Source organism: Gardnerella sp. DNF00550 (assembly GCF_049262685.1).
GTDB lineage: Bacteria > Actinomycetota > Actinomycetes > Actinomycetales > Bifidobacteriaceae > Bifidobacterium > Bifidobacterium leopoldii.
Genome location: NZ_CP058397.1, coordinates 1,244,169 through 1,266,625, shown reverse-complemented (window position 1 = coordinate 1,266,625; position 22,457 = coordinate 1,244,169). Strand labels below are relative to the sequence as shown.

General features: G+C 43.0%; 20 protein-coding genes and 1 tRNA gene. 19 read left to right on the top strand and 2 right to left on the bottom strand.

The window, feature by feature from the left end; genetic code table 11:
* Positions 1–27 precede the first annotated feature (27 nt).
* The 6 genes from HXT29_RS05095 to nucS all read left to right on the top strand — a co-directional run bounded on the left by HXT29_RS05095 (position 28) and on the right by nucS (position 7,749).
* Positions 28–1,095 carry an aspartate-semialdehyde dehydrogenase gene (locus tag HXT29_RS05095; RefSeq protein ID WP_422118325.1) on the top strand — a complete coding sequence of 356 codons (1,068 nt, stop codon included), beginning with the start codon at positions 28–30 and terminating at the stop codon, positions 1,093–1,095.
* A 52-nt stretch (positions 1,096–1,147) separates the two neighbouring features.
* Positions 1,148–1,768, top strand: coding sequence for a DUF5701 family protein (locus HXT29_RS05090; protein ID WP_004105772.1), 621 nt, complete (start codon positions 1,148–1,150; stop codon positions 1,766–1,768).
* Between the two features lie 109 nt (positions 1,769–1,877).
* Positions 1,878–2,579 carry an ABC transporter ATP-binding protein gene (locus HXT29_RS05085; RefSeq protein ID WP_004105770.1) on the top strand — a complete coding sequence of 234 codons (702 nt, stop codon included), beginning with the start codon at positions 1,878–1,880 and terminating at the stop codon, positions 2,577–2,579.
* 85 nt (positions 2,580–2,664) lie between these two features.
* On the top strand, positions 2,665–5,346 hold the full coding sequence (locus HXT29_RS05080; protein WP_415696298.1) for an ABC transporter permease: 2,682 nt from the start codon (positions 2,665–2,667) through the stop codon (positions 5,344–5,346).
* A 225-nt stretch (positions 5,347–5,571) separates the two neighbouring features.
* Positions 5,572–7,005 carry an amino acid permease gene (locus HXT29_RS05075; RefSeq protein WP_100066591.1) on the top strand — a complete coding sequence of 478 codons (1,434 nt, stop codon included), beginning with the start codon at positions 5,572–5,574 and terminating at the stop codon, positions 7,003–7,005.
* Between the two features lie 36 nt (positions 7,006–7,041).
* Positions 7,042–7,749: an endonuclease NucS gene (gene nucS, locus HXT29_RS05070; RefSeq protein WP_004105764.1), complete on the top strand. Its 708-nt coding sequence runs from the start codon at positions 7,042–7,044 to the stop codon at positions 7,747–7,749.
* A gap of 97 nt (positions 7,750–7,846) precedes the next feature.
* Here the strand turns inward: nucS and HXT29_RS05065 are convergent, their stop codons facing one another.
* The gene (locus HXT29_RS05065) at positions 7,847–8,833 is read right to left on the bottom strand and encodes an FKBP-type peptidyl-prolyl cis-trans isomerase (RefSeq protein ID WP_064340281.1); all 987 of its coding nucleotides are present in this window, start codon (positions 8,831–8,833) and stop codon (positions 7,847–7,849) included.
* Positions 8,834–8,912: 79 nt separating this feature from the next.
* Between HXT29_RS05065 and HXT29_RS05060 the strand changes: the two genes are divergently transcribed.
* Genes HXT29_RS05060 through HXT29_RS05050 form a run of 3 tightly spaced genes read left to right on the top strand, consistent with a single transcriptional unit; the run spans position 8,913 to position 12,833 of the window.
* Positions 8,913–10,709 carry a hypothetical protein gene (locus tag HXT29_RS05060; protein ID WP_415705767.1) on the top strand — a complete coding sequence of 599 codons (1,797 nt, stop codon included), beginning with the start codon at positions 8,913–8,915 and terminating at the stop codon, positions 10,707–10,709.
* Positions 10,702–11,766 carry a hypothetical protein gene (locus HXT29_RS05055; protein WP_254596775.1) on the top strand — a complete coding sequence of 355 codons (1,065 nt, stop codon included), beginning with the start codon at positions 10,702–10,704 and terminating at the stop codon, positions 11,764–11,766. The genes HXT29_RS05060 and HXT29_RS05055 overlap by 8 nt, the downstream gene beginning before the upstream one ends.
* Before the next feature lie 41 nt (positions 11,767–11,807).
* The gene (locus tag HXT29_RS05050; RefSeq protein ID WP_004574175.1) at positions 11,808–12,833 is read left to right on the top strand and encodes a tetratricopeptide repeat protein; all 1,026 of its coding nucleotides are present in this window, start codon (positions 11,808–11,810) and stop codon (positions 12,831–12,833) included.
* A gap of 99 nt (positions 12,834–12,932) precedes the next feature.
* On the opposite strand, the gene HXT29_RS05045 is transcribed toward HXT29_RS05050, so the two are convergent.
* A tRNA-Met gene (locus HXT29_RS05045) sits at positions 12,933–13,006 on the bottom strand.
* A gap of 155 nt (positions 13,007–13,161) precedes the next feature.
* Between HXT29_RS05045 and HXT29_RS05040 the strand changes: the two genes are divergently transcribed.
* The 10 genes from HXT29_RS05040 (at position 13,162) to HXT29_RS04995 (ending at position 22,440) form a co-directional block, all read left to right on the top strand.
* The gene (locus HXT29_RS05040; RefSeq protein ID WP_422118324.1) at positions 13,162–14,193 is read left to right on the top strand and encodes a homoserine O-succinyltransferase; all 1,032 of its coding nucleotides are present in this window, start codon (positions 13,162–13,164) and stop codon (positions 14,191–14,193) included.
* Positions 14,194–14,392: 199 nt separating this feature from the next.
* Positions 14,393–15,247 carry a F0F1 ATP synthase subunit A gene (gene atpB, locus HXT29_RS05035; RefSeq protein WP_004105753.1) on the top strand — a complete coding sequence of 285 codons (855 nt, stop codon included), beginning with the start codon at positions 14,393–14,395 and terminating at the stop codon, positions 15,245–15,247.
* 100 nt (positions 15,248–15,347) lie between these two features.
* Positions 15,348–15,581 (top strand): ATP synthase F0 subunit C, encoded by a 234-nt coding sequence (gene atpE / locus HXT29_RS05030; protein WP_004105752.1) that lies wholly within the window; start codon positions 15,348–15,350, stop codon positions 15,579–15,581.
* 60 nt (positions 15,582–15,641) lie between these two features.
* Positions 15,642–16,184, top strand: coding sequence for a F0F1 ATP synthase subunit B (locus tag HXT29_RS05025; protein ID WP_004105751.1), 543 nt, complete (start codon positions 15,642–15,644; stop codon positions 16,182–16,184).
* Between the two features lie 98 nt (positions 16,185–16,282).
* Positions 16,283–16,864: a F0F1 ATP synthase subunit delta gene (locus HXT29_RS05020; protein WP_004105743.1), complete on the top strand. Its 582-nt coding sequence runs from the start codon at positions 16,283–16,285 to the stop codon at positions 16,862–16,864.
* A gap of 16 nt (positions 16,865–16,880) precedes the next feature.
* Positions 16,881–18,542 carry a F0F1 ATP synthase subunit alpha gene (atpA, locus tag HXT29_RS05015; RefSeq protein ID WP_415707394.1) on the top strand — a complete coding sequence of 554 codons (1,662 nt, stop codon included), beginning with the start codon at positions 16,881–16,883 and terminating at the stop codon, positions 18,540–18,542.
* A 3-nt stretch (positions 18,543–18,545) separates the two neighbouring features.
* The gene (locus HXT29_RS05010) at positions 18,546–19,550 is read left to right on the top strand and encodes a F0F1 ATP synthase subunit gamma (RefSeq protein WP_004574170.1); all 1,005 of its coding nucleotides are present in this window, start codon (positions 18,546–18,548) and stop codon (positions 19,548–19,550) included.
* A 6-nt stretch (positions 19,551–19,556) separates the two neighbouring features.
* A complete protein-coding gene (gene atpD, locus HXT29_RS05005; protein WP_004105740.1) occupies positions 19,557–21,044 on the top strand; it encodes a F0F1 ATP synthase subunit beta in 1,488 nt (495 codons plus the stop codon).
* Between the two features lie 2 nt (positions 21,045–21,046).
* The gene (locus HXT29_RS05000; RefSeq protein WP_032835331.1) at positions 21,047–21,361 is read left to right on the top strand and encodes a F0F1 ATP synthase subunit epsilon; all 315 of its coding nucleotides are present in this window, start codon (positions 21,047–21,049) and stop codon (positions 21,359–21,361) included.
* Between the two features lie 893 nt (positions 21,362–22,254).
* On the top strand, positions 22,255–22,440 hold the full coding sequence (locus tag HXT29_RS04995; protein ID WP_004105736.1) for an antitoxin VbhA family protein: 186 nt from the start codon (positions 22,255–22,257) through the stop codon (positions 22,438–22,440).
* The last annotated feature ends 17 nt before the right edge of the window (positions 22,441–22,457 follow it).

Sequence of the window (22,457 nt, the reverse complement as noted above, 5' to 3'; positions counted from 1 at the left end):
TACGTACTTACTTTTAAGGGAGTCTCGATGACAATTATCAACGAAAAAGGCGTGAACGTGGCAGTACTTGGCGCAACTGGCCAAGTTGGTATGGTAATGCGTCGAGTGCTTGAAGAGCGTGATTTCCCAATAAAAGATTTACGTTTTATGGCTTCCGCTCATTCTGCTGGCACAGTTTTGCAATATCGTGGCAAAGACGTAGTCGTAGAAGATGTAGAAAAAGTAGATTTGCGCGGAATTGACATAGCTATTTTTTCTGCAGGCGGCGGAACTTCAAAAATTTGGGCTCCGAAATTCGCTGAAGCTGGCGCAATTGTAGTAGATAATTCTTCGCAATGGCGTATGCATAACGATGTGCCTTTGGTAGTTGCGGAAGTAAACCCTGAAGATTTAGATACTATTCCAAGAGGAATAGTAGCAAATCCAAATTGCACAACTATGGCTTGCATGCCTGTATTAAAGCCGCTTGCTGATGCTTTTGGATTAAAACGTTTAATAGTTTCGTCTTATCAAGCTGTTTCTGGCGCTGGTCGAGCCGGTGCTTTGCAACTCATGAATGAGGCTCAAGCTGCATTAAACCAAGGAGCAGATAAACTCGTTTTCGACGGTAGCGCAATAGATTTCCCTGAACCTACAAAAGTTGCTCGTACTATTGCTTTTAATGTAGTGCCTTTTATTGGTTCAATAGTTGATGACGGTTCTGAAGAAACTGACGAAGAACAAAAATTGCGCAATGAAAGCCGTAAGATTTTGCATTTGCCAAATCTTGCGGCCTCATGTACTTGTGTGCGCGTAGGTGTTTTCACTGGTCACGGCATGAGTGTAAACGCTGAGTTTGAGCATGATGTAACTCCAGACATGGCTCGCGAAGTATTGAGCAAGGCTGAAGGAGTTGAGCTTAACGATATTCCTACTCCTCAGCTAGCGGCAGGAAAGTCTGCAAGTTATGTTGGCAGAATTAGGCAAGACCAAGCGATCGATGGAAATAAGGGATTGGCACTTTTCATCACTAACGATAATTTGCGAAAAGGTGCTGCACTAAATGCTGTGCAATTGGCTGAAATTATTGCTAAAAAGCGTAATTCCCTAAACTAATTATGGTTATATTGCGCTCGCGATTATGTAAGATTTTGCGTAAACTGGAATTATGTCAATAGCATCTGAAGAAATACAGCAGCAACTCGATCGTATAGTGGCACTTGGATATCCAGATGTGGCTGATATGAGTGCCGATGCTTTTCGTAAGTTGGCAAATCCTATATTGTGTGCGCTTGAAAATAGTAGTTTAGGTGCGAATATTTTATTGGTTCCTACGCGTGAATTAGTTTCGCCTGAATCGTTGATTTCTCGTACGAGTATTAATCGCATGGCTGGATTCACAACTATGCCTCCGCGAGATATCATAAGTTTTCTTCCTAAAGACGGGTATGAGTTTCCTAAAGGCCCGTTCTATATAGTCGTCGATCCACATACTGGCTCATCGTATTTGAATCGAGAGCCTGATGTCGCTCGTAAGCTTATTGATTCTGATGAGCGTTTGCCTCTTACTCTTGAGGAAGGGCTTGCTATTGCAACACAGCATCCAGATTGGCTTGAAAGCAAGAATGGATTTAATTTGCTTGGTTCGCAAAGCGCAGATGGGCGTGTGCCAAGTATATGGATGAGTCAGTGTGCTCCGCGTTTAGGTGCTGTTTGGCCAAATTCTCGTCATACTTGGCTTGGTAATGCATATTGCATGGAAAGATGTGGAGTGTCGTCGCTGAAGTAAGTTAGCGAATTTTGCGCTCATTTAGTAGAATAGTACGAAATATAACGGTAGATAATACAAATAAAGAGAAGTTGAATTTTTATAGTTTCTCATATTGTGAAGGTGCATTGTGGCATATATAACTTTTGATCATGTAGTGAAAGAATACCCATCAGGTTCTGGTGCTGTGCGAGCTTTAGATGATGCCAGTTTTACTGCACAAAGCGGTGAGCTTACAGTAATCTTAGGTGCATCTGGCGCTGGAAAAACTACAGCATTAAATATTTTGGGCGGTATGGATACTGCGACAAGCGGTCGTGTTGTTGTTGGCGATTGCGATGTTACTAAGCTAAAAGGTCGTAATTTGGTTCGCTACCGCAGAGAAGACATTGGTTTTGTTTTTCAATTTTATAATTTAGTTCCAAATTTAACTGCTCTTGAAAACGTAGAGCTAGCTTCGCAAATTTGTGCAGATCATTTTGACCCTGCTCAAACGCTTATTGATGTTGGCTTGAAAGAAAGGCTTCATAATTTCCCAGCGCAACTTTCTGGCGGTGAGCAGCAACGCGTATCTATTGCGCGCGCTCTTGCTAAAAAACCTAAACTATTGCTATGTGACGAGCCTACTGGTGCTTTGGATTATGAAACAGGTAAGGCAGTATTGCAATTATTGCAAGATATTTGCCGAACTGAAGGCATGACAGTGCTGATTATTACTCATAATGCTGCCATTGCTCCGATGGCTCACAAAGTTGTTCGTTTCCGTTCTGGGAAAGTTGTAGACGAAACTGTGCAAGAACATCCTATGGCTATAGCCGATATTGAGTGGTGATTAGGTGGTTGTTATGCGGAAAGTAGCAGCAGTTTCAAAGCAATCTGATAATAAAAATGCCAATAATGGTGGTGAAGTTAAGCGCATGCATTCGTTGCTGCCAATAGTATTTATTAGCGCAATTAGAATGTGGGTTCGCGAATGGCGCCGCTTTTGCGTTCTTGCGGTTATTGCAATGCTTGGCGTTGCTGTTATGACTGGTATTTATGCAGGATGCAACGACATGTTTCTCGCTACTAACGATATGTATGCGAAATTGCATGCTTATGATTTGCAAATCGTATCTACTCTTGGTTTAACTAAAGACGATGTTGCAGCATTACGCGCGTTGCCAAGTGTGAGTGAAGTTGAAGCAGAGCGTTCTTGGAAAGCAACAGCGCACGCAACAGATGATGCAAAGTCTTCATACGCAATGAATTTCGTGCATTATGTAGAATCACAAAAAAATCTTAATCGCTTGCATTTGCTTAAGGGCAACATGCCTAAAAATAATAGTGAAGCTGTTGTAACTCAGCGATTTTTACACGATAGTGGATTGAGCATTGGCAATGTGATAGTAGTCAACGTGCAGCAAAATGCAGGCGTTGGAAGTCTTGGTTCTTCTAATTCAAAGTCTAAAACTTATCGTTTGCGCATAACTGGTAGCGTGCTAGATAGCAACGATTTAAACAATCCTGATGGCTATCAATCTAAAGCATTTCGTAACTCTGTGACGTCTAGATATCCAATATTTACTTCTGCTGCTCCTGATAACGTGACTAGCTTGCCGTATACAGCAATATCGGTGCGTTTGAATGATGCTCAACGTGTCAATGTTTTTTCTAAAGATTATCGTGGCATCGTCGACGATGCATCTGAACAGATTCAAGAACGCGTGCAATCTAAACGCGAAACAGCTCGACGTAATCAAATTATCGACAAACAAGTTAATTTAGAATTAAAAAATATTATTGCAAACGATCCCAGGCTTCAGCGCGCTCCAAATTTTGTTAAAGAGCAAGCAAAAAAGCAAATTCGTAAACAAATTAAATCAGAGATTCAAAAACGTGTTCCGCAAGCTCAATGGCATATATCTACTCGCATAGCTAACGATAGTTATGCGAGTTTGCGTTCTGACGTTGCTTCAATACAGTCACTTGGATACGCTTTCCCAGCAGTATTTCTTGTTGTAGCAATGATGATGAGTTTAACTGCTATGGCTCGTATGGTTGAAGAAGAGCGAGGGCTTATTGGCACATACTTAAGTTTGGGATACGGTCGTTCTACTGCAGTAACAAGACATGCTTTCTTCGCGATATTTGCGTGCTTTGTTGGCGGCGGAATTGGCGATATTATGGGTTTTCTTGCAATCCCTTCACTTTTACTAAAAATCTTGCGTGGTTTATACGCTGTGCCAGACGTTAGGTTGAAGTATGACTGGCTATATGGCTCTTTGTGTGTGCTAGCATTTGTGATTCCTGTTGCAATATGCACAATCGTTGTTAGTTGGCGAGAAACAAAGCAAGTTCCTGCAGCTTTGTTAAGACCAAAAGCTCCAAAAGCTGGTTCTCGCGTTCTTCTTGAAAGGTTGCCTTGGATTTGGAAGCGAATGAGTTTCTTAAATAAGGTTACCGTTCGCAATTTGGCGCGATTTAAAGGCAGATTGTGCATGACTATTGGTGGAGTTGCTGGTTGCACAGCGCTTATTGTTTGCGGTCTTGCTTTGAACGATACTGTTGCGACCTTGGGTATTCGCCAATACGAGGGAATTTATCGATACGATATGATTTCTATCTCGGCTCCAGGATCTTTCCAAAATATGAAGAAAAGCGTTGAGCAAGACAAGTCAAACAATAAAGTAGAAACTATACTTCCGGCTTATGTGGGCTCTGGAGAAATAGCTAAAAGCCAATCAAATAAGTCGAATAGTCGTCATGTTGAGGATGCGGAAAGCGTGCAGTTGATTGTTGTAAAAGACACAAAAGCTTTGTCTCATCTTGTAAATTTGCAGGATGTGAACAATAATTTGCAAACTATTAAACTTACGGATGAAGGTCCGTTGCTTTCTCAAAGCGCTGCTGCATCTCTGGACATTACTCGTGGTAGCGAAATTAATGTGACGAATACTAGTTTTAAACGTGCGAAGGTTAAAGTTAAAGCTATTGTTCGTAATCTTATCGGTTCTAATATTTACATGACTGAACGTTGCTACGAACGCTTATTTAATGGTGAAAACAGTAAGCTTCTGAAACATAATGCGTTAATTTTGCGTTTGCGCGGTAGCGATAATAATAAAATTAAATATGCTGACAAGGTTTCTGAACGTGACGGTGTGCTTGCTGTTATGAATATTACGCGTATGAAGCATGCTTTTAGTTTTGATCTTATGAATGCTGTTGTTGCTTTAATCGTAACTTTGGCTGCTGGCTTAGCTTTAGCTGTGCTTTTTACTCTTGCAAGTACTAATATTTCGGAACGTACTCGCGAAATGGCTACGCTGAAAGTTCTTGGTTTTTATCGTAGAGAAGTTCATTCCTATGTGCATAAAGAAATGCTTACCTTAACTGTTATCGGTATTGCAGTTGGATTGCCATTAGGAAGGCTTATTGCAGGATTGTTGACTAGCGCGCTTCGTATGCCGTCTTTGTATTTTGAAGTTGAAGTAGCTCCTTTAAGCTATTGCATTGCTGGCGTTGCAACACTAATTTTTGCGTTAATTGTGCAATGGGCTACCAACCCAGCTTTGGATCGCATAGATCCAGTAAGCTCACTTAAAAGTGTGGAATAGTTGCGCGAATTGTGGAATGCGTAATGAATAGTTAAGGGTTCCTATAAAATTAGAAATTCGTGGCTATTAAGGAACGGAGTTGTAATAATGAGTGAGACTGTGAATAGTGACATTAATGTAGGTTCTAAACAAACAGAATCTACAGAGACGCACAATAGCACATCTTCTCATAATCAATCTTCTAGCGTATCTGCGCAAGAAAATGCAAGTAGCAATACAAACCAAATGGAGCGTAGTCTTACCAAGCGTCATGTGCAATTTATTGCTATTGGCGGCACAATTGGAACAGGTTTGTTCCTTGGTTCTGGAAAATCAATTAGCTTAACAGGTCCGAGTATTGTATTCGTTTACATTATTGTGGGCTTGATTATGTTCCTGCTGATGCGTGGTATTGGTGAGCTAATGTACAAGGATCCAAACCAGCATACTTTTATTAGTTTTATTACGCGTTATCTTGGCAGAGGTTGGGGTAATTTTGCTGGATGGTCGTATTGGTTTGTGCTTGTACTTATTGGTATGAGCGAAATTACGGCAGTTAGTACGTATTGCGTCACATTCTTCCAAACTTTCGATATTGACGTAAGTCATTGGAAATGGCTTATAGAAGTAGTATTTTTAGCGGCTTTAGTGTGCATAAATTTGGTAGCTGTAAAGCTATTTGGGGAAACTGAGTTTTGGTTCTCAATGATTAAAATCACGCTAATTGTTGCTCTTATTGTTACAGCCGTAGTTATGGCTTTAGTTGGTTACCATTACTCTGCAGCTCCTTTGCATGGTGGCGTAATAAGTCCTGCTGGTCACGCTGGATTAGATAATATTTTCAACAATTTTTCGCTTATGCCAAACGGATGGCTTTCTTTCTTAATGAGCTTCCAAATGGTGTTTTATGCGTACCAGCTTATTGAGTTTGTTGGTGTGACTGTTTCGGAAACTAAGAATCCTCGTCAGGTTTTACCAAAGGCTATTAACGAGATTATTGTGCGCGTACTAGTTTTCTATGTTGGCGCTCTTATAGCGATTATGCTTATCGTGCCGTGGCAACAGTTTAAAGCTACGAATGCGGAAGGCGTATTTATGTCACCATTCATTATGGTGTTCCAATACGCAGGATTGCATTGGGCTTCTGCGCTTGTGTTCTTTGTGGTTATTACAGCTGCTTCTTCTGCGCTTAATTCTTTGCTGTATTCTGCTGGTCGCCACATGTATCAGATTGCGCTTGAGTCACCTTCGCCTCTTTTGGGTAAGTTGCGTAAGGTTTCACGCACGAAGGTTCCTGCTCGCGCGATTTTGTTCTCGTCTGCTTTGATTCTTCTTTCGCCAATTATTAATTCGATCCCTGGCATTCATGGTGCGTTTATTTTGTTTGCTTCGGCTTCTTCTGCAGTGATAATCATGATTTATATTTTGATTATGGTTACGCATCGTAAGTACCGTGAATCTGCTGATTTTATGCCAGACGGTTTCGTTATGCCGCATTATAAGCTTTTGAATTCTATTACTATAGCGTTCTTTGCTTTTGTGTATGTGACTTTGTTTATTAGTGACGATACACGAGCTTCTGCAATTGGTGGACTAGTGTGGCTCGTATTGTTCGGCGGATACTGCGCCTTACATCAGCATTGGCAGAATCGCGATTTAGCTGAAGCTTTGGGGAAGTAGGGTACTTCTTTACTTGATTTCTGTTATGCTTGCTGTGTGCGAATTATTGTTGCAGATTGCAGTGCAGAGTATACAGGTAGGTTAAATGCCACGCTTCCTTTAGCTAAGCGAGTGTTGCTTATTAAAGCAGATGGCAGCGTACTTATTTTTTCTGAGCTTGGTGCGTATAAACCTCTTAATTGGATGGTAGCTCCTTGTACTATGCGTGTTTTACGTAAAGAAGATAGCGGCGAATCCGATGCTGGCATTGTTGTAGATGGCTGTATTTTGCGTGTTGCTGCTGCTAAAAGCGATGATTTGCTTATGATTTCGCTTGAGCATGTTTATAGTGATAATACTTACGATTTGGGTGAGGATCCTGGCTTAGTTAAAGATGGTGTTGAGGATCATTTGCAACGTTACTTGGCTGAGCAGATTGAACGAATCGGCGATGGTGCCACGTTGGTGCGCCGTGAATATCCTACGGCTATCGGCCCAGTGGATATTATGGCTCAGGACGCGGATGGTGTACATGTCGCTATTGAGATTAAGCGGCATGGCGGTATCGACGGCGTTGAGCAACTTACGCGTTATTGTGAGTTGCTGAATAGAGATCCGTTACTTAAGCCGGTTAGAGGTATTTTTGCTGCGCAAACTATTAGTCCACAAGCCCGTGTTTTGGCTGAGGATCGTGGATTTACTTGCTTAATATTGGATTACGATGAAATGCGTGGAGTCGAGTCCAACGATCTTCGTCTGTTCTAAATATGTGTTCTAAATATGTAAAAACCCCTCGGGAAGGAGGGGTTTATTATTTATGAATCGCTAGTTAATTTTGTAACAGTTTGCAAAATTACAAATCTCACGAAGCATAAAGAATATCGACTACAAAGTACAGTGTGGCATTTGCAGGAATAGTTACGTTTCCGCGCGCATCCTTCTTTTCTTCTTTACCATAGCCATCTTCTGGTGGAATTACCAAAAGAACTTGGGAACCAACTTTCTTTCCAGTTAAGCCTTTAGTCCAACCAGGGATTACTCCTCCAGCAAGTTGGAAGTCTGCAGGTATGCCACGAAGCCAAGAAGAATCAAACTGATGAAGTTTGCCGTCTTTATCGGCAGTCCAACCAGTGTAATGAGCGGAAACTGTGTCTTTTGCAGTTACTTTTTTGCCGGTTCCTTCAATCAAAGTCTGAGAAACAAGCTTTCCGTCTGGAACGTAGTTATTTTTATCTAAGGTTGGTGCTCCAGATTTATCAAGAGTTACCTTCGGCAAATTTGCGGGAATATTCGTAACAGCTTTGCCTGTTGCTCTAGTTAGAGATTTTGATCGCGAAACCATTGTAAGAACCATAATATATGAAGGATTTTTGGCTCCTCCGCTTACGCCCAAAGCAATAGTCGTATTAATTTTTTTGCCCTTAATTAAAGCGTAATATGGTCGGCTTGTAGAGTTTTTATTAATGGAAATTGAGCAATCAACTTTGCCTTCTTTCCAAGTATTCATAAGCTCTTTGCCGGTTTTGGAGTCGAACACAATGCCCTGAGAGCATACGCGATCGCCTTCTTTAATTGTTTCTCCGTTGCCTCGTTGCAAAACGGCATAAGTATTTTGCTTTACTTTTACAGGCGTTTTCAGCGTTATTTTAGGCTTTTTGCCCAGCTCTCCCGATGCGCTTACGCCTTCCAGCAACTGCATTCCAGCTTTTTGAGCGTTTTCATCAGTTAAATTGTTATTGTCAGAATTTTCTCCGCATGAAGCAAGCACTACGCACATTGCTACTGCGCTAATAGTTGCGAAAGCGCGAAGTAAAAGAGATTTTTGTCCTAATGTTTTGATTTTTTTCATAGCCTCACATTACCGCTTGACGCTGATTTTTACATCAAAACATGCAAGTAATATTAAAAGACTGTAGAATGGTATCGTTATGACAAATATAGAAGATGCTTCTGATACAGAAGGACGACCAATGCGACGACCAATGCGACGGCTCACTTTGCGCAGTAAAATCATGCGCGGCGTTGTAGCTCCATTTTTTGCTTTGCTTGCAGTATTAAGTGTTGTTCTTGGTGTTGCCAACTCAACATTTTGGAAGCCTAGTAATGTGGTTATTGCGTACGCTAAAGTATCTGGAACTCGTTATATTGTCACTGATCCTGGTGTTTTGAATCTTGTAGATAACAGGGTTCGTATTAGTGTCGCTGCTTTGCATACGCGTAAGCCTATTTGTGTTGCTGTAGGTTTAACGAAAGACGTAAGAGGCTGGGTGGCAGGTTCTCCAGTACAAAGAATTACTGGTTTGCGTGATTGGAATAATCTTTCAGTTTCTGAAGTGTCTGGTAGAACCTCTGTGCAAGCGGGTGACTCTGTGGACATTAAGGATCCTGACGTAAAATTCCAAGAATCTAATTTATGGCCTATAGTTACATGCCAGCTTGGTTTAGCGAAATTGGCAATAAATACTGCAGATTATGTTCAATCTTCTGGTTCTGCGTCATACGATCATGCTGTTGCAAACGGCACAATGTCTAAATCAGGCACTCGCTCTAGTAAGTCAAATAGCTCTGATACTGCTTCTTCTGCACTGCGTTCGCAGGCTGCTAGACGTGTTTTGCTAATTGATTTGGGGGATAATGTACCGGAAGCTTCCATAGAATTGCGGTGGCGTCGTAATCAAATTCCAGATTTTGCAACGCCTTTATATTTTGTAGGAGCACTTTTTGCAGTATTAGCTATACTTTCTGCAACTATTTTTGCAATGGCTCCGCATCGTCGTCGTAATAAGCAATTAATAGCTAGCCGTTCAGGAGCGTTGGCAGTAAAGTCTGCACAGCGTGACGAAGTCACCTTTGCTGAGGCGATTTCTGGAACCATGTCTGGTATTTTTGGTCACAAACGACACAAGAAGGATTCTGGAAGTCACGCAAGGCATGGGGGTCATGCACGTCGTCGCAAAGATTCAATGCAAAGCGGCGACTCAAATGGTATGCAAACTCGAATTGCGTCTGCTTCTACAGCGGTTGCATCTACTGATTCTTTGGCTGAAACTACTGTTATTGCACAAGATGAAATGCTTGCGTTTGCCGCGCGCTTTATGCAGCAACATGACGATAATTCTTATTTAGATGACTTAGGCAATGTTGATGATGAATTTAATGATTTGCACAATCAGGATGCTGCGGCAAACGGGGAAGATTTAGCAAATGCGGAAGATATAGGAAATGCGAAATATTCTGGAAATTCAGCAGAATCAGCAAATTCAGAAAATAAGCAATATAAGCGGAATTCTCAGAATATTAAGACTCCGCGAAATAAGAAAAAATCTTACGAAAGCGCGTCGGATGGCAATAGTCTGAACGATCATAAGGATAAGCATCAGCAGCAAAATAAGTATGCACAGCAGAATAACAAGAGGCGTAACCGTCAGAACGATAGAAACAATGCTAATAATTCTGAAAAGTTTGCAAAGAAACGTTTAGAAACGGTCAAGCCTTCAGATAGTAATAGCAAGATTTCACATGAATCTAGTAAGAAAAAGCTTAATGATCACGAAAACTATCGCAACTCAGAATCAAACAAACGTCAAAATTCGTCTAAAAATAGCAACGATAAGCAGTCTCACATGAAACGAAATGGGTTTAGAGGAGACGGTGGTAACGGTCGTTACAGAAAAAATGGGAAAGGCTACCGCGGTAATTCTTCAAGTGAGCGAGGAAATGAGTAAAATGCGTAATACTAATGTCGATATTCACCGCGTAAACAGTAAAAATAGAGGCGTATTGCGCAACAACATAGTCACATTAATAGCATGTGTTGTATCAACGGTTATGGTAACCGGATTATCTGCTTGCGATGGGCAGGTGCCGAAACCTGCTGAAGCGCGTAGTAATCAAGAGTTGCCTAATGTGACTATGCTGCAAGAAAAAGATATCCGCTTGGGGTTGCTTCGCACTCTAGAAAAGGCAAACGACGAAAAAGATGTGGATTCATTATCTCAAGCAGTTTCTGGACCTGCTCTCGATATTCGCACGAGCGAGCTTACGATTGCAAACAAAACTGGAAACTTAGATCCTAAGACCACTATTCCGCGTGAAGCCGCGCAAACTATTGTGCCAACTAATTCTGGTTGGCCAAGAGATTTAATGACTATTACAACTACTACTAAAGATCAACAGTCAAAACGTTTGCTGGTTTTACGTCAACAGAGAGCGCGTTCGAATTATAAACTTTGGGCTGTTGCGCGCTTATTCCCTGGAGTGCATCTTCCTAAATTTGCTGTGCCAAGTATTGGTTCTTCAATGGGTAAATCTAATGATACTGGTTTGGTGATGACTCCAGATGAAGCGGTAGCTGCGTATGCAGACGTTTTACAAAATGGTGAAAACAGCAAGTACGCGAAGCATTTTGCTGACGATTATTTGCGTAAAAAGTTAGTTGAACTTTCTAAAGCAGTGCAAGCTGGAATGGAGCGAAATAAAGGCTCTCAAGAACAAATCTTTACACCAAATCTCAAACAAATAAGCATTATGCGTTCAAGCGATGGAAGCGATTTGGTTGTTGCGCGCATAGATTCTGTGTGGACTCGTAAAGCTGGTGAAGGGCGTGAATCTCGTCCTGCTTCTGATGAAGAAAAAGCATTATTTGGCGATGGTAAAGCAAAAGGTACTATGCGAGTAACTTACGTAAATGTTATTGCTCTAGTAGTTCCTCCAGCTAGTTCTCATATGAAGATTATTCCTGTTGGTGCTGAGCGTCAGCCTATTAAGGTAGAAGCTTTATAAATTTTGTAAGTACAATTTAGTGTGCTTGGAAAAGAGGAAAAATGGTGAGTAGTAAAGCGCAAGGCATGAATCCTGGCGGATTTTCGCTTGCTGGGGCTGTAGATTTAGAAGGCGTAAAGCGTCGCGTAGAAGCTCAAGCTAAGCAAGCTGCTAAAGCTGCATCGGGCTCTACTGGTTCTTCTGCTCCAAAAGCTGGCGGCTATGTAATCGATGTTAATGAGCAGTCTTTTCAGGCGATGGTGCAAACGTCTGTAAGTTTCCCAATTGTTATTTTGCTTTGGCAAGCTAATGACGAGGCCTATTATGATGTGGCACAGAAATTAGCGGATGCTGTTAACGCGCTTGACGGTCGTATGCAGTTAGCTCGTATCGACTCTGATGAAAGCCCAAGTATTGCTCAAGCATTGCAAGCGCAGCAGCTTCCTGCAATTTACGGTTTAATTGGCGGACGTCCTATGCCTATTGCGCAAGGTTTACCTAGCGACGAGGAATTACAGCAGATTTGTGGCACTATTTTGCCGCAATTGGTTCAGGTTGCTGAACGCTCTGGTGTTGCTGGAACTGCTCCTTTTGTGGAATCCTCGGTTGAGAAAAAGTCTGAAATGTCTAAAGACTCAGATCAAGATAGTTCCGGGAATAACTCTGTTGAGAATGTTCCGCCTGCTCATGAGCAAGCTCATTCGCTTGCTATGAAGGGTGATTATGAAGGTGCTGCACGCGAGTATGCAAAAGTAATGGAAGCAGATCCTCATGATGTGCTTGCATCGCGTGAACATGCAAAAGCTTTGTTGCTTTCGCGTAATACTAATACTGATGTTGCTGCGGTTAGAAAGGCTGCTGGCGATAATAAGGATGATTTAGATTCGCAGCTTGCAGTAGCAGATGTAGATATGATTGACGGTCATATTGATGACGCTTTTGGGCGACTGCTTGACTTCCTTGCATCTGGTCATAAGAGTGATGCGGATGCTATTCGTTCTCGTATGCTTGAGTATTTTGCCATACTTCCTGCAGATGATGAGCGTCTTGCGCGCGCTCGTCGCCGTCTTGCAATTCTTCTTTATTGATTATTGCGCGATGACGCTTTTGGGCGACTTATGTAGTATTAAACAAAAAAGCCAAGAACCACAACAATCGTGAGAAATTTGTGTGATTCTTGGCTTTAGTAGCGGGGCATGGATTTGAACCATGGACCTCTGGGTTATGAGCCCAGCGAGCTACCGAGCTGCTCCACCCCGCGTCGGCTACTTTTAGCAGCTCTATCTACGATAGGTGCAAATTTAAATTTGTCAACTTTCGGGCGTGTCTCGCTGTATTTGGTTAGAATTTTACGATTCGTGCACATGAGTGGCATAGACACAATAAACATAAACAAGTGTGGGGTATAATAAACACATGCCTATTAAGATTCCTGAAGGATTGCCAGCGCGAAGCATATTAGATGCTGAGCGAATTTTTGCATTGGAACGCCCAGAAGCAGAACAGCAGGATGTTCGACCACTTCGTTTGTTGATTTTGAATCTTATGCCCAAAAAAATCGAGACAGAAACTCAGCTTTTGAGACTCATCTCTAAGTCTCCTTTGCAAGTCGACGTCGATTTTATGAAAACTTCTACGCATGTATCGACACACGTTAGCGCTGATCATTTAGTAAAATTCTATGAAAATCTTGACGCACTTCGTAACAACTACTACGACGGATTTGTTGTGACGGGCGCTCCTGTTGAGCATATGGAATTTGAGGATGTCGATTACTGGCACGAATTTACGCAAATTCTTGACTGGGCATCAACACACGTCTTCTCAACAATGTATTTGTGCTGGGGCGCAATGGGTGCGCTTTACTATCGATATGGCGTAAAAAAGCATATTCTCAGCAAAAAAGTTTTTGGCGTGTTCCCGCAATATTTGCAGGATGAGTACTGTTTTCTTACAAATGGTTTTGATGAAATCGCTTTACAACCGCATTCTAGAATAGCGAGTGTTGATGTTGACAGCATTTCTGCAGATCAGCGTTTACAAATTCTTACGTATGGTCCCGAATCTGGTCCGGGCTTAGTTGCTACGCGTGATTTTTCTGAAGTTTTTGTGCTAGGACATTGGGAATATGGCAAAATGACTCTTGCGCAGGAATATGAGCGTGACATGTTAAAAGGTTTGAGCAACGTGCCATTTCCTTACAACTATTTCCCTCATGACGATCCAAAATTAGAGCCATTATTTTCTTGGCGCGCGCACGCGAATTTGCTTTGGCGCAACTGGCTTAATTGGGTGTACGAAACTACGCCTTACAATCTTTCTGATATTCCTCATTTAAGAACTGCTGGAAGGCTTGGAACTGAACGTTCTATAAGGCGTGAGCCGGCTTCTCCGCGCTCCGATAATTTTTATCCATTTGACGGCATTAAGTACGGTATGAACAAATAAATTTTGAAGTTGCGTAATTATGTACAAGCAAAGAGTACAATCAGCAATTAGATATATTTTTCGTTTCGTGCCCCGCGCCTTACGAAATATGAAACATATGATCTAGTTGATATATATGCCGCGAGAATGATTGAATTGAGTATGTGAGTGAGCGGCACTGAATTGAGGCGTGTGAACGGATTGCTATAAGGAGGCACTTATGGATGTGATGGTTGATGTTTTACAGAAGACCACGACTGTAGCTTCTACTGTAGCTTCGAATAAACCAGAGCTACCTGATATTAGTGAGTTTTTGCCTCCAGAGATTTTGTTCCAAGGCACTCCATTTGCCATGAACCGAATTGTTATGGTGCGTATTATTATGGCCGTAATCGTTATGATTATTTTTGGCATTGGAGCAGCTCGCGCAAAAGTGGTTCCAGGAAGATTCCAAAGCGTGCTAGAAATTCTAATGGACTTTGTGCGATTTAACATTGTGTACGAAATGATTGGCGAAGAGCGCGGCAAGCGTTATGTGCCAATGATAACAACTCTTTTTATAACAATATTTTTCTTTAATCTTTGCTCAGTTATTCCAGGCTTAAATATGGCTGCAACCGCAACTATTACAGGGCCATTAGTGTTTGCTCTTTGGGTTGTATGCCAATACTTAATAACTGGAATTAGAGAAAAAGGATTCCTAACGTTCTTCCGTGAATCCTTGTTCCCAGCAGGCGTGCCATGGCCAATTTACTTTATTCTTACGCCATTGCAGCTTCTGGAATTGTTGATTGTGCGACCACTTTCGCTTACAATCCGTTTGTTTGCGAATATGATTGCTGGCCATTTGCTGGTGGCCACTTGTCTAGTATTCACCAACTTCTTTGTGGTGGATTCCAGCAATAAACTCCTTGCCTTAGGCGGTGCATTATGGCTGCTTGGTGGCATTCTGTTTACAGTATTCGAAGTAATAGTCGCAGGCTTGCAGGCGTTTATTTTTACCGTTCTTGCATCTGTGTATATTTCGGAAAGTTACCCCGAGAAAGAAGAAAAATCTGCTGTTGCTATTGCATAAATAGGTAAAACTAATTAAAGCTAGTTAAAGCAAACAGATAAAACAGGTTTAATAATCTTAGGGTTTATAACTGGTTACTGTTCCTAAAGAAAGGAAACCAATGAATAGTATCATCGCTCTCGCAGGATTGACGGGCAACCTTAGCATTCTCGGCTTTGCCGTTGCTACTCTTTCCCCTGCTATCGGAATGGCAATGGTTGTATCCAAGGCTATGGAATCCACTGCACGCCAGCCAGAAGTCGGCAACCGTATTCAGTTGTTCATGTTTATTGGCTTGGCATTCATTGAGGTTCTGGGCTTGCTCGGATTCGTTGCCTACATTATGGGAAGCTGAACCGAACGAAACAACTCGTTCCAACGCATACAAGTGTTGAAAGAATAGAAAGGACAAGCCATGGCATATGCAGCCGAAACTAATAAACTGGCGTTGTTCTTGCCGGAGCCTTACGACGTTATATGGTCGCTGGTTGTTTTAGTTGTTCTTGCAGTGTTTTTCTACAAGTTCGTTATGCCTAAATTCCAGGCAATTCTTGATGAGCGTGCAGAAAAAATTGAAGGTGGAATGGCTAAGGCTGCTAATGTTCAGCGTGAAGCAGACGAGTTAAAGAGCCAGATTGAAAACGAACTTTCTCAAGCTCAAACTGATGCTGCAAATACTCGTGAAGAGGCTCGATCGGAAGCTTCAAAAATTATTGGCGAAGCTAGACAACGCGCTGAAAAGGATGCTGCGAAGATTATCAGTGAAGCACAGCATTCTATTGAGGCTCAGCATAAGCATGCCATGTCCAGCCTCCAAGGAGAAGTATCGGTTCTTGCAGCAGCTTTAGCTGGCAAGATTCTTGCATCCAAATTGGATGACGATACCGTCAGTTCCAAGATTATTGATCATGTGATCGATGAAGTTGGAGACACTAAAAATTCGGATCAAAGCAAGTAAAGTAATGTGCAAAACTGAATAATCGCAAAATAAAATTACGGTTATTTCGTTTTGTATTATTTGCGTTACTTCGTTTTTACAGAAACGAGGAGGTAAGAATGCCAGAAAAGGCAGCGCGAGTAAACGATAGTTTGTCGCGTTCTTCGCTTGCTCAGGCCATCTCAGATGCGCACGATGAAGCGCAGCGCATTTCGGACGAGCTTTCGTCAATGATGGACATGATTGATAAGTATCCTGAGCTTTCTGATGCGATTACTGATCCGAATAGGTCTTCGGAAGATAAGTCTCGCCTTATTGACGAGCTTATTGGAGGTAAGGCGCACCCTGTTGTATTGCGCATTATGCATTATCTAGTAGGAACTTGGCACGGAGGTGCCGAAAGTGGTAAAACAGGTAGCTTCGGCGGCGCTTGGTCAGGATTTGAGCGTGAAGCTGGAGAAACATTGGTTACAGTCACTACTGCTCAGCCGCTTACAGATAAGCAAATTAAGCGTTTGATTGAAATCTACAGCGATAAGTTGGGTCATCGTGCATACATTAACCCAATTGTGGATCCAAATGTGCTTGGTGGTATGCGTATACAAATCGGTGATCAAATAACCGATCGCACCATGTTGATGCAGCTTAAGCAGTTGCAGCGTTCTGCGCGAAATGGTGCTTGGACACAGGCAGTGAAGTAGTAAATTAAGGAGAATTATGGCGGAACTATCTATTGATCCCGCCCTGATACGCAAGGCACTCGACGGGTTCGTTGACTCGTATAAGCCTGCAGACATGCCAACGCAAGAAGTTGGCTATGTTGTTACGGCTGGTGACGGCATTGCGCACGTAGCTGGATTGTCCGGCTGCATGGCAAACGAGCTGCTCACATTCGAGAACGATACCTTGGGTCTTGCGTTCAACCTTGATGCACACGAAATCGGCGTTGTTATTCTCGGCGATTTTACAGGCATTGAGGAAGGGCAGGAAGTATACCGCACAGGCGAGGTGTTGTCTGTGCCGGTTGGTGACGCTTATCTTGGTCGTACCGTTGATCCGTTGGGTAATCCAATCGATGGTTTGGGTACGATTGAGTGCAATGAGCGTCGTATTCTTGAAGCCCAGGCTCCAGACGTTATTCACCGTCATCCAGTCGATGAACCATTGTCTACTGGTTTGAAGGCTATTGACGCAATGACGCCAATAGGTCGTGGTCAGCGCCAGTTGATTATTGGTGATCGTCAAACAGGTAAGACTGCAATCGCAATAGATACGATTATTAACCAGCGGGCTAACTGGGAAACTGGAGATCCAAAGAAACAGGTTCGCTGCATTTATGTAGCAATCGGTCAAAAGGGTTCCACTATTGCTTCAGTGCGTCAAAGCCTTGAAGAAGCAGGAGCTATGAAGTACACCACAATCGTGGCAAGCCCAGCTTCTGATTCTGCAGGTTTTAAATACATTGCACCTTACACTGGTTCTGCAATCGGTCAGCACTGGATGTACAACGGCAAACACGTTTTGATTGTTTTCGATGATTTGTCGAAACAAGCAGAAGCATACCGTTCAATTTCCCTGCTTTTGCGTCGTCCACCTGGGCGTGAAGCTTACCCAGGCGACGTGTTCTACTTGCACTCTCGTCTGCTTGAACGTTGTGCTAAGCTTTCTGACGATTTGGGTGGCGGTTCTATGACCGGTCTTCCAATTATCGAAACCAAGGCAAACGATGTTTCTGCATACATTCCAACCAACGTGATTTCTATCACCGATGGTCAGATCTTCTTGCAGTCTGATTTGTTCAACGCAGGTCAGCGTCCAGCAGTAGACGTTGGTATTTCCGTGTCTCGTGTTGGTGGCGCAGCTCAGGCTAAGGCTTTGAAGAAAGTCTCCGGCATGTTGAAGATTTCCTTGGCTCGTTACAAGTCTTTGGAATCCTTCGCAATGTTCGCTTCCGATTTGGATGCAGCCTCAAAGGCACAGCTTACTCGCGGTGCTCGTTTGACTGAGCTACTTAAGCAGAAGCAGTTCTCTCCTCGAGCAATGGAGCAAGAAGTTGTTTCTGTGTGGGCTGGTACTCATGGCAAGCTTGACGATATTCCTGTGAAGGATGTGTTGCGTTTCGAAAGCGAATTGTTGGATTACTTGGATAAAGGAACCGACATTTTGCAAGTAATTCGCGATACTGAAGACTTCACTAAGGAAACTGAAGCTAAGCTTGATGCAGCCATTGATGATTTCCGTAGGACGTTTAAGACATCTGCTGGCAAACCTTTGATTGTAAAGGATTCTTTGCCGCCGGCTGAAAACCCTGCTCCTGTTGAGAAGGAACAGCTTGTAGCTAAGCCAAAAGCAGACAGTCGCGAGCCTGAGGGGAAGTAGCGTATGTCCTCCCAACTTGCATTGAAATCGAGAATTATTTCCACACAGTCTTTGGGTAAAATCTTTAAGGCTCAGGAAATGATTGCGTCTTCTCATATCGCTAAAGCGCGAGATATTGCGCTTAATGCTAAGCCTTATAGTGACGCAATTTTCGATGCCGTGCAGGCGTTGGTAGCTCATCACGAAGCAAATATTAAGCATCCTATTTTTGGTAAAGAGCATGCCGGCAATCGTGTAGCAGTTTTGGCTCTTACTTCTGATCGTGGTATGGCAGGTGCGTTTACGTCTTCGATTATTCGTGAGACTGAAGCACTTCTTGCAAAACTCGATGCAGAAGGTAAGCATGCAGAACTGTACGTGTACGGTCGACGTGGTGCAACTTACTACAAGTATCGCAATCGCGATGTGGCAGGTACTTGGGAAGGTTCTACTGACCATCCTGACGTTACTATTGCTGAAAAGATTTCCGATACTTTAATGGACGCTTATATGACGCCGGAAGCGGAAGGCGGAGTTTCGGAACTGTATATTGTGTTCACTGAATTTATAAATATGGTGAGGCAAAAAGTTCGTACGTTACGCATGCTGCCAGTTGAGCTGGTTCCTTTGAAGGACGGTGAAGAGTTTTCTATGCATCGTCCTGACTATGAAGCAGCATCTGGTCCTTCAGCAGCGTTGTCGTCTACGAGCGCAGTTTCGGCTCGTGAAGAAGCAGTTAGCCGCAGTAATCCAGAAGCTGTGGAGTATTGCTTCGAACCAAGCCCGGATGAAGTATTGGATGCTGTTTTGCCGAAGTATATTCAGTCTCGTATTCACGAGTGCTTACTTACTTCTGCTGCTTCCGAAACGGCAAGCAGACAGAACGCTATGCATACGGCTACAGATAACGCCCGCAATTTGGTGGATGATTTGACAAGAAAGCTTAATGCTTCTCGTCAGGCATCCATTACTCAAGAACTTACCGAGATTATCGGCAGCGCTGATGCGCTGAATAATGAGGAGGATTAGGAGCATATGGCTGAAAATCAGACCACAGCGCCTCCAGAAGCTGAGCAGGAGGTCGATCCAACAGCTGGTCGCGTAACCCGCGTTCAGGGTTCCGTGATTGACGTTGAATTCCCGGTCGGCTATCTGCCGGATATTTACAATGCTCTCAAAGTCGATATTGCTACCGTTGGTAACACGGAAGGTGATACCGTTCACGAGATCACGCTGGAAGTTGAGCAGCACCTTGGTGATTCGACTGTGCGTGCAGTTGCGTTGAAGCCTACTGACGGTTTGGTTCGTGGTGCTTTAGTGCGAGATACTGGCGGTCCAATCTCTGTACCTGTTGGTGACGTTACTAAGGGTCACGTGTTCGATGTTACAGGCAACATTTTGAATGCTAAGCCTGGCGAGCACATTGAAGTAACTGAGCGTTGGCCAATTCACCGTAACCCACCTGCTTTTGATCAGCTTGAGTCTAAGACTCAGATGTTCGAAACTGGTATTAAGGTTATCGATTTGCTTACCCCTTACGTTCAGGGCGGTAAAATTGGTTTGTTCGGTGGTGCAGGCGTTGGTAAAACTGTGTTGATTCAGGAAATGATTCAGCGCGTTGCACAGAATCACGGTGGTGTGTCTGTGTTTGCTGGCGTTGGCGAACGTACCCGTGAAGGTAACGATTTGATTGGCGAAATGGCTGATGCTGGCGTTTTGGAGAAAACAGCGCTTGTCTTTGGTCAGATGGATGAGCCTCCTGGGACTCGTCTTCGTGTGCCTCTTACCGCTTTGACTATGGCTGAGTACTTCCGCGATGTGCAGAATCAGGATGTGTTGCTGTTCATCGATAACATATTCCGCTTTACTCAGGCTGGTTCTGAGGTGTCCACTTTGCTGGGTCGTATGCCTTCCGCAGTTGGTTACCAGCCAAACTTGGCAGATGAAATGGGTGCATTGCAGGAGCGTATTACTTCTACGCGCGGTCATTCCATTACGTCACTTCAGGCTATTTACGTGCCTGCAGATGATTACACCGATCCTGCACCTGCAACAACCTTTACGCACTTGGATGCAACTACTGAGCTTTCACGTGATATTGCAGCTAAGGGTATTTACCCGGCTGTGGATCCTTTGACTTCTACTTCTAGAATTTTGGATCCGCGTTACGTTGGTCAGGCTCATTATGATTGTGCAAACCGCGTTAAGGCTATTTTGCAGCGTAACAAGGAGCTTCAGGACATCATCGCTTTGATTGGTATCGATGAGCTTGGTGAGGAAGATAAGACTACTGTGAGCCGCGCTCGTAAGATTGAGCAGTTCCTTGGTCAGAACTTCTATGTGGCTGAAAAGTTCACTGGTCGTCCAGGTTCTTATGTGCCAGCAGACGAAACCATTGAGGCATTCACTCGCATTTGCGATGGTGTTTACGATGAGATTCCTGAGCAGGCATTCTCTGGTATTGGCGGCATTGATGATCTTGAGCGTCGTTGGCACGATATGCAGCAAGAGTTTGGTGCGTGATTATGTCGGAGAAGCAAGTAAAATCGCTGCACGTTAGTGTGGTGGCAGCCAGGCATCCTGTTTGGGAAGGTGACGCCAAGTTCGTGGTTATTCCTTCTGTGAATGGCGCTATGGGCGTGCTTCCTGGACATGAGGCTGTGCTTGCGTTGATTGATCACGGTTTTGTGAAGGTTGACGATTTGAAGGGTGTGCGTCACGTTTTTAAAGTGACAGACGGCTTCTTCTCTGTTGATTCTGATCATATTACTATTGCTGTTGAGCATAGTTGTAACGTTGATAAAGACGGCAACGTGCTGCCTAACGCTAAGGTGATTTAGGCTTACGTATAAGTGAAGTAAGCGAAAAGGCAGGAGTTTGGGTATCCCGAGCTCCTGCCTTTTGTTTTTGGCGCGCGTTGTAAAGTTTCTGACGTTTTTTGGTGTGTAGACGACTTTTTCTTTACTCGCGTGTAAAGTTTCTGCCGTTTTTCTGCTATTTCGCGACTGTTTCTTTACATGACTGTAAAGTTTCTGACGTTTTTTGGTGTGTAGACGACTTTTTCTTTACTCGCGTGTAAAGTTTCTGCCGCGCAGTGGTGCGAGGTTTGTTATGAGCTTTGGCTTAGTTTCGGTTTGAGCTTTGGTTTGGGTTTAGGCTTTGTTTCGGTTTGAGCTTTGGTTTGAGTTTAGGCTTTGGTTTGGGTTTTGGGATTGTGTTGGCGATAGTAGCAGTATCGCGCTCCAATTTGGGATCATCGTTAATTTTGTTTTCAGAATCGCAGTATGCAGTATTTTTCACTTTTGAAAATAGATGCGTATTTTCACTTTCAAAACTGTAATATTTTTTCACTTTTGAAAGTGAGTGCCTATTTGCGTTCGCGTTCGCTTATTTGTTTTCTTGCTTGCGTTCGCGCGAAGGCTCTTTTCTTTATGCATTTTCCGATTGCGTTCTGTTTTTTGTGTTTTGCGGCTTGTGCAAATATCATCTGACTTCGCAAAATTAAAAAATTTTCAAATTTGCGAAGTGGGATTTGCTTAGTTTTAAAGTGCGTAAATCATGTTGCACCGAAACTAGTGGCGTTATGTTGCCGATGCTGGATTCGTCAAATCGCAAAATGTGCTGTAAGTAAAATGTGTTGTAATTGAATATGCTGTAATCAAAATGTATTGCACATAGTAAAATAGTTAATAGTTGTTTTTGATTTGGGTGCGTGTGTTGGCAGGGAGAAGAAATGATTGATAAAGAAACGCAACGTAGGCGTCAAGAAAATTTGGGTCTTGCAATAGCTTCAGGCAGACTTGAAGGCAATTCGCCTTCAAAAGAGTTTCTTTATGACGCAAATCAATATGCTAAAGGTCTTATAACCAGTGACGAATTTGTTGCTAGAATGCGTTCTAGATATGGCGTAATGGATTAAGTTATTGGGTTGTGTGC

Excerpts from the sequence above, each read along its gene's own strand:
- atpE (WP_004105752.1), top strand. The coding sequence starts at position 15,348 with ATGAATAGTATCATCGCTCTCGCAGGATTGACGGGCAACCTTAGCATT.
- HXT29_RS04995 (WP_004105736.1), top strand. The coding sequence starts at position 22,255 with ATGATTGATAAAGAAACGCAACGTAGGCGTCAAGAAAATTTGGGTCTT.
- HXT29_RS05010 (WP_004574170.1), top strand. The coding sequence starts at position 18,546 with ATGTCCTCCCAACTTGCATTGAAATCGAGAATTATTTCCACACAGTCT.
- HXT29_RS05050 (WP_004574175.1), top strand. The coding sequence starts at position 11,808 with ATGGTGAGTAGTAAAGCGCAAGGCATGAATCCTGGCGGATTTTCGCTT.
- HXT29_RS05065 (WP_064340281.1), bottom strand. The coding sequence starts at position 8,833 with ATGAAAAAAATCAAAACATTAGGACAAAAATCTCTTTTACTTCGCGCT.
- HXT29_RS05055 (WP_254596775.1), top strand. The coding sequence starts at position 10,702 with ATGAGTAAAATGCGTAATACTAATGTCGATATTCACCGCGTAAACAGT.
- HXT29_RS05090 (WP_004105772.1), top strand. The coding sequence starts at position 1,148 with ATGTCAATAGCATCTGAAGAAATACAGCAGCAACTCGATCGTATAGTG.
- HXT29_RS05040 (WP_422118324.1), top strand. The coding sequence starts at position 13,162 with ATGCCTATTAAGATTCCTGAAGGATTGCCAGCGCGAAGCATATTAGAT.
- HXT29_RS05025 (WP_004105751.1), top strand. The coding sequence starts at position 15,642 with ATGGCATATGCAGCCGAAACTAATAAACTGGCGTTGTTCTTGCCGGAG.
- atpB (WP_004105753.1), top strand. The coding sequence starts at position 14,393 with ATGGATGTGATGGTTGATGTTTTACAGAAGACCACGACTGTAGCTTCT.
- atpD (WP_004105740.1), top strand. The coding sequence starts at position 19,557 with ATGGCTGAAAATCAGACCACAGCGCCTCCAGAAGCTGAGCAGGAGGTC.
- HXT29_RS05095 (WP_422118325.1), top strand. The coding sequence starts at position 28 with ATGACAATTATCAACGAAAAAGGCGTGAACGTGGCAGTACTTGGCGCA.
- atpA (WP_415707394.1), top strand. The coding sequence starts at position 16,881 with ATGGCGGAACTATCTATTGATCCCGCCCTGATACGCAAGGCACTCGAC.
- HXT29_RS05000 (WP_032835331.1), top strand. The coding sequence starts at position 21,047 with ATGTCGGAGAAGCAAGTAAAATCGCTGCACGTTAGTGTGGTGGCAGCC.
- HXT29_RS05075 (WP_100066591.1), top strand. The coding sequence starts at position 5,572 with ATGGAGCGTAGTCTTACCAAGCGTCATGTGCAATTTATTGCTATTGGC.
- HXT29_RS05060 (WP_415705767.1), top strand. The coding sequence starts at position 8,913 with ATGACAAATATAGAAGATGCTTCTGATACAGAAGGACGACCAATGCGA.
- HXT29_RS05020 (WP_004105743.1), top strand. The coding sequence starts at position 16,283 with ATGCCAGAAAAGGCAGCGCGAGTAAACGATAGTTTGTCGCGTTCTTCG.
- HXT29_RS05080 (WP_415696298.1), top strand. The coding sequence starts at position 2,665 with ATGCATTCGTTGCTGCCAATAGTATTTATTAGCGCAATTAGAATGTGG.